Raw genomic sequence first — 11334 nt, forward strand, 5'->3', positions numbered from 1 at the left:
TTTACAAATTCCAATCACTTGGCAATAATCTATCATATTTTTTATTAAAATACCTATCATCTATTAATAATGCACTACCTTTATCATCTTCTGTTCTTATTACTCTTCCTACCGCTTGAAACACTTTATTTATCCCAGGATATATATATGAATAATCATATCCTTTTTCATTAAAATATTCCTTTATTATTTCTCTTTCCATAGATATCTTAGGATATCCAACACCAACAATAATTACTCCTATTAGCATATCTCCTGGTAAATCTATACCTTCAGAAAAAACTCCACCTAATACAAATAATCCAACTACATTTTGTTTGTTTCTGAATTCACTTATAAAGTTTTCTTTATCTATCTCATCCATTTCTCTTTTTTGAATCAACAAGTTATATCCATTAAAATCATATTTAGAATTTCTCATAAATAATTCTAAATATTCATATGAAGGAAAAAATATCATACTATTTCCTTTATTTTTACTTAAAAAATAACTAATTTCTTTTTCTATATGTTGAATTGTAGATTCTCTAAATTTAAATCTTGTATTTATAGAACATCTTCTTACATTAAATTTTTTACTATCAAATGGTGATTTTAATCTTAACCTATAAGATTCATCACTCCCCCCAAGTAAATCTATATAATATTCAATTGGTGATAATGTAGCTGAAAATATTATTGTTCCATTTAATTTCTTAATTATACTTTTTATCTTTTCTGATGGATTTACACAAAATAAATTTATACTTATATTTTGCCCATTCTGTTCAATATAAGTTACATAATTCTTATCATATTCTTCACTAATAGATAAAAAACTATTTATATCAAAATAAACTTCTAATAACTCATCATAATAAGGCTCATCTTTGAGTTTTATAAGTTCATCTTCACTTTGATTCATAAAGCTCCTTAAAATTTTATATAAATCTTTTGGAGCTTCTGTTTGATAATAACTATTTTTTTCTATACTTTCACATTCTTTTCTTAAATCAATAAAATAAGAATTTACCTTATTGACTGTTTTATATAACTTTTTACTTTTATTCTTTAAATTTCTTCTTAATTTTAAAAACTTCTCTTTGTTTAAGGAAGCTGAGTACATAGACCTAGCTCTATCAACAAGATTATGACCTTCATCTACTAATACTGAAATTTCATTTCCAATATCATCAATAACGCCTTTTAAACCAACTCTTTTATCAAAAATATAATTATAATCACAAATTATCCCATCACACCAATTAATTAATTCAAGAGATAATTCAAAAGGACAAATACCATACTTATTACTAATTTCTAAAATTAAATCACGATTAATATTCCTCTCCTCTTTTAAAAGTTCATATATAGCATTTCTACTTTTATCATAATAATCAATTGCATATTTGCATTCATCCGGATTACAACTAATCTTATCATTTAAACAAATCTTTTGTTTAGCAGTTATTGTTATACTTCTAAAATTCAATCCTTTGTTCCTTAAAATATTAAATGTATCTTCTGCAACTTTCTTATTTACAGTTTTAGCAGTTAAATAAAATATTTTTTCTATATGTCCTTCACCTATAGCCTTTATAGCTGGAAAAATAGTAGATATAGTTTTACCTATTCCCGTAGGAGCTTGAACAAATAATTCTTTTCCTTCTTTTATTGTACCATAAACAGCCTTAGCCATTTTTAATTGACCATCTCTATATTTAACAAATGGAAAATTTAATTCCTTTATAGATTTATTTCTACTATACTTATGATTGGATTGTAATTTTATATATTTTTCATACTTATTAATTAAATCATTAAAGAAATTTTCTAATTCACTAAAAGTATACTGTCTTTTAAAGCTTTTTACTTCATCAGACTCTAATTGATAATAACTTAATTGAATATATATACTCATTAATTTATTCTTAAGTAAATACATATATCCATAAACTTTAGCTTGCGCCCAATGCACTTCATTCCTATCATTGATTTCTAAAAAAGGCTTATAGGTAGATTTTATCTCTTCTATTATAATATCTTCATTATCATATATAATTCCATCAGCTCTACCATCAAGCTTAAGTGTAAAATTTTCAAAATTGAATTCTTCACTTAAATACACTTCTTTATCATACCTTTTATATAAGGTTTGATTACTTTTTTGAAGCTTTTGGTGAGCTTTTATTCCCTCAATAGCTCTTTTAGATATAGAAAACCTATTATCTATACTTCCAGTTTTCAGTATAAACTCAACTAATCCTCTTACAGACTCTCTTACAGTACGTTTCACAATATCACACCCTCTCTTAACATAGGAAAATATCATGACTATTTTTCAAATTTGTTCATTGTATTAGATAAATTATTTATACTATTAGTTAAAATTTCAAGTTTTCCTTCTATTCTTATAAGTAAATATAATGAAATAGCAATAGGAAAACCTACATTTCCTATAATATCAATAAATTTTTCCAATATTAACACCTCCTTATATTTTAAAAATATGCATATTTTTAAAATATAAAAAAGAAAGATGGTATAAAACCATCTATAAAATCTATTCTGAATGATATTCTTTTACTATCTTTTGTACTAACTTTTTAATTACACTAGCTTGTGCTATTAAAGATACTACTAATAAAAATATCCTAATTCTTTCTTCATCATTATTTTCTAAGTTAAGACTTTTAATTATTTTATCTAACTTTTCTTCCGTCTCTACAGAGCTTGATAAAAATGATTCTAAGCTTTCTTTTTGCGTTTCTGCAAAAATTTTATACGCCGTTTCCCATGATATTATATCATCTGTCCTATCATTAATTTCATTGAATGCTAAACTAAATACCTTTTTAATTTCTTCTGTAGTAAGGATAGGTCTCATATAACTTAATAAAACAAGCTGAGCTAAATGTATCTTTGTATATCCTCTCTTTTTACCATCTTCAGGCTTGCTTATAACTTCACTTTTAATATAATTTTGAACTATATTATTTGTATATTTATCATCAGTAAATTTATCATTTAAATAATCTATAACTTGTGATAAAAATAAATCGTACTTTGGCAATTCATCATATGAAATCATACTACTTCTTGACATTTCTTCAGTAAGTTCATTAATATAGTTTGCATCAATTTTTTTATTCATTATTTACCACCTTTACCTCCATACAAGTTTCAATACTTATTATATAGTATGAATAAACTTATTACAAGTTATTTTTACCATTATTATATTTTATTATACTATTTAAAAGTTTTTTATAAAATGTTTATTTATACAAAATGAATTTATCTTATTAAATAATATACCTCTGTTATCTTATAATAATTAATATTTAAAATTCAACAACTTTCTCTATTTTTTTCATATATTTAATTTATTATATAACTTATTAATTATCTCAATGTTTTTCTATTTTTATACATATTTTTTTAATTTATATTATTTATATTTAATTTTTTATACAGATTAATGTATTTTAAGTTAATAAATGTAAACTTTTATTTTAAATTTGTAAAGTATTGACATTTCTAATTTTTGGTAGTATATTTATTAATATAATCTTATCAGCAAATTTTGCATTTAAATAAAACTTAATATTTTTAATGTTGACTTTAAATTACAATTTTGGTAAGATAACATAGTGAATTGTCGAAATTTGTGGATTTTTAGATAATTTATTATTAAGTGTATAATTTAAGGAGGAAACTTATATGAAATCAACAGGTGTAGTTAGAAGAGTAGATGAATTAGGAAGAATAGTTATTCCTATAGAGTTAAGAAGAACTCTAGATATAGCAGAAAAGGATGCTTTAGAAATATATGTAGATGGAGAGCAAATCATATTAAAAAAATATGAGCCAGCTTGTATCTTCTGTGGTGACGCTAGAGACGTAGTTAACTATAAAGGAAAGAACATCTGCAAAAATTGTTTAGCAGAATTAAAAAAATAGTTTTTTATATTACATATAAATATATTCCCCTAAAATATATTTATATCATAATGAAACTAAAGCCACTAAGTTTATTCTTAGTGGCCTTTTTTTATATATTAGTTGAATACTTATATATTTCATTTTTAGGAACTTTTCTATCTTTTGCTACTGCTTTTATAGCATCTTTCTTGCTCATTCCTTCTTCAATATATTTTATTATATGTTCTTCAATTGAAAGTTCTTCAAAACTTGCTCTTTTTTCTTTTTCTATTTCTTCTTCAGTTAATCCTTCCATTACAAGAACGAATTCTCCTCTTGGATTGTTATTATTAAAATATTCTATTACTTCTGAAATTTTTCCTCTTACTATTTCTTCGTGCAATTTTGTAAGTTCCCTACACGCTGATAAATTTCTATTTCCAAAATTTTCTTTTAAAAATGTAAGCGTACTTAATAATCTATGCGGTGCCTCATAAAAAATTAAAGTTTCTTTCTGATTTTTTAATTCTCCAACAACAACTTTTCTTGATTTAGTATCTCTTGGAATAAATCCTCTAAACGTAAAAGCTGAACTATCTAATCCAGAATATATTAATGCTGTTGCAAAAGCTGTTGCTCCTGGTAAAACCTCAAACTCTAACCCTTGTTCTATGCACTTTTTAACAATAACGCTACCTGGGTCTGATATTCCTGGCATTCCTGCATCACTTACTAGAGCTATATTTTCTCCTAATCTTAATCTATCTAAAATTTCATTACTTTTTCCTTGTTCATTATGCATATGGTAACTAATTAAAGTTTTCTTTAAATTAAAGTGATTTAATAGCTTAATTGTTTGTCTAGTATCTTCAGCCGCAACAACATCTGAATTTTCTAATACTTCTAAAGCTCTTAAAGTTATGTCTTTTAAATTACCTATTGGTGTAGGTACTAAATATAATTTTCCATTACTCAATTTTTTACTTCTCCTCTCTACCATATATTCTATTTATTTCCTCTGAATAACTTCCATTTTCATTATAAACATAAAGAGGTGTATCCCATTTTAAAAATGCTCCACCATCTCTTTGCCCTTCAACTAAAACTATATTAGGTGCTTTATTTTTATTAGGATGAATCATTCTTACTCTTTTTGGCTCTATTTTATATTTTCTCATTAACATAAAAATATCTATAAGTCTTTCAGGCCTATGTACCATAAATAATCTACCATTGTCTTTTAATACAGTTCTTGAAGCCTTTATAACATCTTCTAAATTACACATTATTTCGTGTCTTGCTATTGATAATTTATCTGATGGATTAACTATTCCTGCATTATTAAGTTTATATGGAGGATTTACAGTTACAATATCTACTTTTTCTAAAGTTTTTAAATAATTTATATCCTTTAAATCTATATTTATAAAATTAATATTATCTATATTATTCAACTCTACACTTCTTTTTGCCATTTCAACCATATCATCTTGTATTTCAATTCCTGTTATATGTATAGGTGAATATTTACCATATAATAAAAAAGGTATTATACCAGTTCCAGTACAAAAATCTATTACTTTATGTTTCTTTTTTACATTAGCAAAATCTGATAAAAGAACAGCATCAATCCCAAATTTAAATCCGTCCTTTTTTTGAATTAACATTAAACCATTAAGTTGTAAATCATCTATATTTTCATCAGACCTTACTAAATTATCTTTATTTACTTGCATATGTAATCATCCTTTTACATCTAAAATTCTTTTTTAATTATACATTATAAAAAATTAGTTAACAACTCGATAAAAAAATAAGAGATCTTAGAAGCTTCTAAGATCTCTATAAGTCAAATAAAATTTTATTATAATACTCTTCTTGCTGCGTAGAATTTCCAAACTGGTGATACTTTTACAACATCTCCTGTATGTGGAGCATGTATCATATTTCCATTACCTACATATATTCCAACGTGTCCAGTATGTGGGAATACTAAATCACCTGGTTGAAGTTGATCTCTAGATACAGGTCTTCCAACTCCAATTTGGCTAAATGTAGTTCTAGTTATATCTATTCCTGTTGCTTTACGATATACATAACTTGTAAATCCTGAACAGTCAAATGAATCTGGTCCTGTTGCTCCAAATACATATGGCTTTCCTAGGTGCTTATATGCTTCATTTAAAACTGCTTGTACGCTTCCAGATGGTGCTGATGGAACAGATGCACTACCTCCATTTGATCCACTACCACTGTTTGATGATCCACTATTTGATGAAGAACTGCTTGTTGATCCACCTCTATTAGCAGCAGCTTGTCTATCTGCTTCTTCTCTTTGCTTTTTAGAAATAGCATCTTGTCCTTTTGATATAGCAGAATCTATTTCTGATAATACAGTTGGACTCTTAATTTGATTAGCTTTTAAATCTTTTAATTGTGAAACTGCTGATTTTAAAGCATCAATTGAACTATTTGAGTTATTTATAACATCAATTTGTCCTGATATAATTTGTCTTTCCATCTTTGAAAGATATTTTGAATCAAATTCTTTTTGTGCTACTTTAGCATCTTCTGATAATTTTTCTTGTTCTTTCTTTAAATTTTCAAAATTAGCTAATTCTTTCTTAGTTTCCACATTTAATTCTTCTAACTTTTTATTCTTTTCTTGAAGTGATGTAACTTTTTGATCTAAATCTTTTTTATTTTCAATTAATTGATCTGCAACATCTTTATCAATATTTACTAATCTGCTTGCAGAATCAATTTTTCCTATTAAATCTGATAGACTTTGTGCTCCAAATATTAATGAAAGGTAGCTAGTTTGTCCACCATTTTTATAAAGCTCTCTAAGTCTTCCACCTAAAACACCTTCTTGTTTTTTGATATCTTCCTTAGTTTTCTCAACTTCTTTTTCAGTTGTATCAATTGCTTTTTTAGTACTGTCTATTTCACTTTGATTACTTTTTACTTTTTCAACTAATGGTTCTATTTTAACATTTAATTCGTCTATTTTTTGTTGTATTCCTGAAATTTTTGCTCCTAATTCAGCATATTCATCTCTTGCTTGATTCACTTCTTTATTACTTGGTGTAGCATATGCAGGGATAGCAGAATTCATAACTAACATACCTGCAATAACAGCTGCAACTATTTTTTTCTTCATGAGTTAATCGGTTCTTTCTAGAACCTCCCCCCTTTCAAAATGTGTATCTAGTAAAAAAATACATTTATTATTATAACATCACATTATAAATGGTACAACCGTAATTTATTACATATTAATTAAGGTCAATAAAAAATTTGAAACATTTTATTTCTGACGTGATATTGTTTACAGTAATATGCAATAAAAATATATTAATATTAATTTTGAAACAATTTAAATTAATATTACAATTTATTGTATTTTTTTCAATAAACATAGTATTTTATTTATAATCTGTAATTTTATAAATTAAATATTATATCTAAAATTTTCACATACTATTAATTTATTGACATATATATAATAACACATAAATTACAAAATTGTAACCTTTTTTAATAAATTATAAACATATTGACATTGTTTATTTATTCATATATAATATTTTTTGTCGCTACGGGGTGTGGCGCAGATGGTAGCGCGCATGGTTTGGGACCATGAGGTCGCAGGTTCGAGACCTGTCACCCCGACCAAAAAAGACTATGAAGTATTTCATAGTCTTTTTTTTATTTATCTATTCCTTATAATTTTCTTCTATATATTTATCTCCTAATTTAGCTGCTTTACACAATGATAATGTTATTATAAAAATCCCTATATACCCTAATGCAAAATATACCATAAATTAAAAACTCCTTAATCTATAAAAATTTATATTCTAAGTATTATTATTGACAAAAATATAAATAATATTAACATGATTACTATTAATTTCTTAGGAGTGAAATCTATGAATAAAAAGTATAAAGATATACTTAACAAACTAATTTCTTCTTATTATAATGATAATTTTGATAAAGAAGTAGAAAAAATTCTTAAATCTAATGATTTTTCAAATGAAACTCTAAAACATATTATTTCATCTTTATGTGGAGTATCTGTGCCTAAAGGAGATAACTTTATTTATAACTTAAAGAAATCTATTACTGACTACTCAGTAAAAACTAAATTAGTTGAAAAAATTTCAAAATGTAATTCTTGTAATACTGATATTAACTCCAAAACTGTTTGTCAAAAAGCATGTCCATTTGATGCTATATTAAAAGATTCAAAAAATAATAATATTTATATTGATAATAATTTATGTACCGACTGTGGTATTTGTGTTTCTAGTTGTGATGATGGACATTATCTTGAAAAAATAGAAATACTTCCACTATTAGAATTATTGAAAAATAATACTAAAGTAATAGCAACAGTTGCTCCTGCAATAATTGGTCAATTTGGTGAAAATGTATCAATGGATCAACTTAGAACTGCTTTTATAAAACTCGGGTTTACTGATATGATAGAAGTAGCATTTGCTGCTGATATGCTAACAATAAAAGAAGCCTGTGAATTTAATAGTCATATAAATAGCTTCAATGATTTACTTATAACTTCTTGTTGCTGTCCAATGTGGATTGGAATGATAAAAGGAGTTTATAGTTCTCTAGTCAAACATGTAACACCTTCAGTATCTCCAATGATAGCTGCTGCTAGAGTTATAAAATACCTTAATAGCGATGTAAAAATTGTATTTATAGGTCCTTGTATAGCTAAAAAAGCTGAAGCAAGGGAAAAAGATTTAATAGGTGATGTTGATTTAGTTTTGACTTTTGAAGAAGTTAAAGGATTATTTGAAACCCTAAATATAGATCCATCACAATTACAAGAAACCGTTACCAGTGAATATGCTTCTAGATGCGGTAGACTTTACGCAAAAGCTAACGGTGTAACTAAAGCTATAAATGATGCGGTAAAAGAATTATATCCTGATAAAGCATCACTATTTAAAGGCAAAAGTGCAAGTGGAGTTAAATCTTGTAAAGAATTGTTAACCGAAATACAAAGTTCTAATACTAAATTTAACTTTATCGAAGGCATGGGATGTATTGGTGGATGTGTAGGTGGTCCTAAAAAACTAATAGATACAAATAACGGTACTAAATATGTAAAGGAATTTGCATATTCATCACCTATAAAAATCCCAACTCATAGTGATATAATAATAGATTTATTTAAAAGATTGGGTATAAATGATTTTGAAGATTTATTGGATGAAGAAAAAACTAAAATTTTTCATAGAAATTTTTAATAGCTTTCAATACTATTGTATAATAAACTGTAGGTTTTATTTTTTAATTCCTACAGTTTTTTATTAACATAAAAGGAGGTACAGAATGTTTGATAACGTAGAAGCTGCAATATTTGATCTAGATGGAACACTAATAGACTCTATGTGGATATGGGATAAAATAGATATTGATTATTTAACAAATAAAAATATACCAATTCCTGAAAATTTAAATGCTGAAATTGGACACTTAAGCTTTAATCAAGTTGCTATATACTTCAAAGAAAAATTCCAATTAAAAGATTCATTAGATGAAATAAAAAATTGTTGGCATGATATGGCTAATTATCATTATTCAAATAATATAAAATTAAAAAAAGGTGTCAAAGAATTTCTTGATTTTCTAAAAAAATCAAATATAAAAATCGGCCTAGCTACTAGTAATTCTAAAGAATTATTAGAGCTAACATTAAAGAAAAATGGAATATATTCTTATTTTGATTCTATAACAATTACAGATGAAGTATCCGTAGGTAAACATGAACCAGATGTTTATTTATTAGCTGCAAAAAAATTGAATGTAAATCCTAAAAATTGTATTGTATTTGAAGACATTGTACAAGCTGTAAAAGGTGCTAAAAAAGCTAATATGAAAGTTGTAGCAGTAGAAGACGAAAGAAGTTTATCTGACAAGGATAATTTAATTTCACTATCAGATAAATTTATATCAGACTTTTTTGAATTAATTCCATCAAAAGATATGGTTATATAAAGCTTGATTTATTTTTTATACGATATTATAAATATAATATCATATAAAAAATTATTATTAGAATAAAAAATCTATAAAATTTAATTTTTAAATATAGGTACACAAAAAGGGAATTCTCTTTCGAAAATTCCCTTTACATATATGTGTACTTATTATTTTCTAGTAACGCCATATTTTCCTTCTAATTCTTTTAATACATCTAAGTATTTTCTTTGTTGTCTTTCTTGAAGTAATTGTTGAACAACTCCATCCTTAACTTCTTCAAAAGGTCTAACTTTAGCATCATTCTTAGATTCAACTAATATTAAATGATATCCAAATTGAGTTTGTACTGGCTCTGTCACTTTTCCTACTTCTGCTTCAAATGCAGCTTTTTCGAATTCAGGAACCATCATACCTCTACCAAATGCTCCAAGATTTCCACCTTGCTCTTTTGATGGACAGCTTGAATACTTGCTTGCAGCTTCTTCAAAAGTCATTCCATTATCGATTTCTTCTTTAATCTTTATAGCATCCCCTTCATTGTCAACTAAAATATGTTTAGCTGAAACTGTAGGTTGTTCTTCAAATCTTTCTTTATTTGCTTCATAGAATTCCTTTGCTTCCTCATCTGTAACTGTTACATCAGCTAATACCTTTGAAATAGTCATTTGAGTTAATATTTCTTTAGCTAAACGCTCAACAGTTTCTTTATATTCATCAGTTTCATTTAACTTTAATTCTTTTCCTAAATTATTAAATAATTCAAAAGATATTATTTGCTCTAATAATTGCTTTCTTCCATTTTCATTTTCAAACATTAATCTTCTATCTTCTGGATATTTTGAAATTATATCATTTAAATCCTTTTCAGTTATTTCTTCTGAACCAACTGTTGCTAATATTTTGTTTTCCATATTATCTTCTCCTTTTTAGATAAGTAATTTATTATACTATTTAATTTTACCAATATACTTATAAATTAACAACGTAAATTATTTTTTCAAAATATTTATTACGAAATTTCTTCATTATTTAAAATTTATCCACAGATTTTTGTCTTTTAAAATAAAAATATCCACAGTTTTTATAGTATTTGTTTATAAATTTATTTAATTCTTTTTAAAAGTAAAAAAAGATGTTCTAATGAACATCTTAAAATTGGTGGAGGTAAGGAGATTCGAACTCCTGACCCCCTGCGTGCAAGGCAGGTGCTCTCCCAGCTGAGCTATACCCCCAAAATTTGTATGGTGGCTCGAGCAGGAATCGAACCAGCGACACGAGGATTTTCAGTCCTCTGCTCTACCGACTGAGCTATCGAGCCACACCATACCTGGCAACGTCCTACTCTCCCACACGGTCACCCATGCAGTACCATTGGCGCTATAGAGCTTAACTTTCCTGTTCGGAATGGGAAGG

Annotated in this window: 10 protein-coding genes, 3 tRNA genes and 1 rRNA gene; 4 read left to right on the plus strand and 10 right to left on the minus strand. The window is 26.1% G+C overall.

What is annotated here, in order from left to right; genetic code table 11:
* Window position 1: 1 nt before the first annotated feature.
* The 3 genes from AC4FQW_RS09245 to AC4FQW_RS09255 form a co-directional block, all read right to left on the minus strand.
* A complete protein-coding gene (locus tag AC4FQW_RS09245; RefSeq protein WP_491148685.1) occupies window positions 2–2275 on the minus strand; it encodes an ATP-dependent DNA helicase in 2274 nt (757 codons plus the stop codon).
* 38 nt (window positions 2276–2313) lie between these two features.
* Entirely contained in the window at window positions 2314–2463 is a 150-nt protein-coding gene (locus AC4FQW_RS09250; protein ID WP_491148709.1) for a YvrJ family protein, read from the minus strand.
* A 79-nt stretch (window positions 2464–2542) separates the two neighbouring features.
* Complete coding sequence (locus tag AC4FQW_RS09255; RefSeq protein ID WP_303127699.1) at window positions 2543–3133, minus strand: DUF1836 domain-containing protein; 591 nt, start codon at window positions 3131–3133, stop codon at window positions 2543–2545.
* 569 nt (window positions 3134–3702) lie between these two features.
* Here AC4FQW_RS09255 and AC4FQW_RS09260 point away from each other — a divergent pair.
* Window positions 3703–3942 carry an AbrB/MazE/SpoVT family DNA-binding domain-containing protein gene (locus tag AC4FQW_RS09260; protein WP_024614332.1) on the plus strand — a complete coding sequence of 80 codons (240 nt, stop codon included), beginning with the start codon at window positions 3703–3705 and terminating at the stop codon, window positions 3940–3942.
* 91 nt (window positions 3943–4033) lie between these two features.
* Here the strand turns inward: AC4FQW_RS09260 and rsmI are convergent, their stop codons facing one another.
* The 3 genes from rsmI to AC4FQW_RS09275 form a co-directional block, all read right to left on the minus strand.
* Window positions 4034–4879: a 16S rRNA (cytidine(1402)-2'-O)-methyltransferase gene (gene rsmI / locus AC4FQW_RS09265; protein WP_491148687.1), complete on the minus strand. Its 846-nt coding sequence runs from the start codon at window positions 4877–4879 to the stop codon at window positions 4034–4036.
* A gap of 4 nt (window positions 4880–4883) precedes the next feature.
* Window positions 4884–5639, minus strand: coding sequence for a tRNA1(Val) (adenine(37)-N6)-methyltransferase (locus AC4FQW_RS09270; protein ID WP_303127691.1), 756 nt, complete (start codon window positions 5637–5639; stop codon window positions 4884–4886).
* 128 nt (window positions 5640–5767) lie between these two features.
* Window positions 5768–7066, minus strand: coding sequence for a C40 family peptidase (locus tag AC4FQW_RS09275; protein WP_491148689.1), 1299 nt, complete (start codon window positions 7064–7066; stop codon window positions 5768–5770).
* Between the two features lie 439 nt (window positions 7067–7505).
* Here AC4FQW_RS09275 and AC4FQW_RS09280 point away from each other — a divergent pair.
* The 3 genes from AC4FQW_RS09280 to AC4FQW_RS09290 all read left to right on the plus strand — a co-directional run bounded on the left by AC4FQW_RS09280 (window position 7506) and on the right by AC4FQW_RS09290 (window position 9936).
* Window positions 7506–7581 (plus strand) — tRNA-Pro (locus AC4FQW_RS09280).
* A 257-nt stretch (window positions 7582–7838) separates the two neighbouring features.
* Window positions 7839–9185 (plus strand): [Fe-Fe] hydrogenase large subunit C-terminal domain-containing protein, encoded by a 1347-nt coding sequence (locus AC4FQW_RS09285; protein ID WP_491148691.1) that lies wholly within the window; start codon window positions 7839–7841, stop codon window positions 9183–9185.
* Between the two features lie 85 nt (window positions 9186–9270).
* On the plus strand, window positions 9271–9936 hold the full coding sequence (locus AC4FQW_RS09290; RefSeq protein ID WP_491148692.1) for an HAD family hydrolase: 666 nt from the start codon (window positions 9271–9273) through the stop codon (window positions 9934–9936).
* A gap of 152 nt (window positions 9937–10088) precedes the next feature.
* Here AC4FQW_RS09290 and AC4FQW_RS09295 read toward each other — a convergent pair whose 3' ends face one another.
* The 4 genes from AC4FQW_RS09295 to rrf form a co-directional block, all read right to left on the minus strand.
* Entirely contained in the window at window positions 10089–10832 is a 744-nt protein-coding gene (locus AC4FQW_RS09295) for a peptidylprolyl isomerase (RefSeq protein WP_491148693.1), read from the minus strand.
* A gap of 245 nt (window positions 10833–11077) precedes the next feature.
* Window positions 11078–11153 (minus strand) — tRNA-Ala (locus AC4FQW_RS09300).
* A gap of 10 nt (window positions 11154–11163) precedes the next feature.
* Window positions 11164–11239 (minus strand) — tRNA-Phe (locus AC4FQW_RS09305).
* A 7-nt stretch (window positions 11240–11246) separates the two neighbouring features.
* Window positions 11247–11334 (minus strand): 5S ribosomal RNA (gene rrf / locus AC4FQW_RS09310); the annotation flags it as partial.

The sequence above is a fragment of the Clostridium sp. TJA085 genome, from assembly GCF_058310235.1.

Excerpts from the sequence above, each read along its gene's own strand:
- AC4FQW_RS09255 (WP_303127699.1), bottom strand. The coding sequence starts at position 3,133 with ATGAATAAAAAAATTGATGCAAACTATATTAATGAACTTACTGAAGAA.
- AC4FQW_RS09260 (WP_024614332.1), top strand. The coding sequence starts at position 3,703 with ATGAAATCAACAGGTGTAGTTAGAAGAGTAGATGAATTAGGAAGAATA.
- AC4FQW_RS09270 (WP_303127691.1), bottom strand. The coding sequence starts at position 5,639 with ATGCAAGTAAATAAAGATAATTTAGTAAGGTCTGATGAAAATATAGAT.
- AC4FQW_RS09275 (WP_491148689.1), bottom strand. The coding sequence starts at position 7,066 with ATGAAGAAAAAAATAGTTGCAGCTGTTATTGCAGGTATGTTAGTTATG.
- AC4FQW_RS09285 (WP_491148691.1), top strand. The coding sequence starts at position 7,839 with ATGAATAAAAAGTATAAAGATATACTTAACAAACTAATTTCTTCTTAT.
- AC4FQW_RS09290 (WP_491148692.1), top strand. The coding sequence starts at position 9,271 with ATGTTTGATAACGTAGAAGCTGCAATATTTGATCTAGATGGAACACTA.
- AC4FQW_RS09295 (WP_491148693.1), bottom strand. The coding sequence starts at position 10,832 with ATGGAAAACAAAATATTAGCAACAGTTGGTTCAGAAGAAATAACTGAA.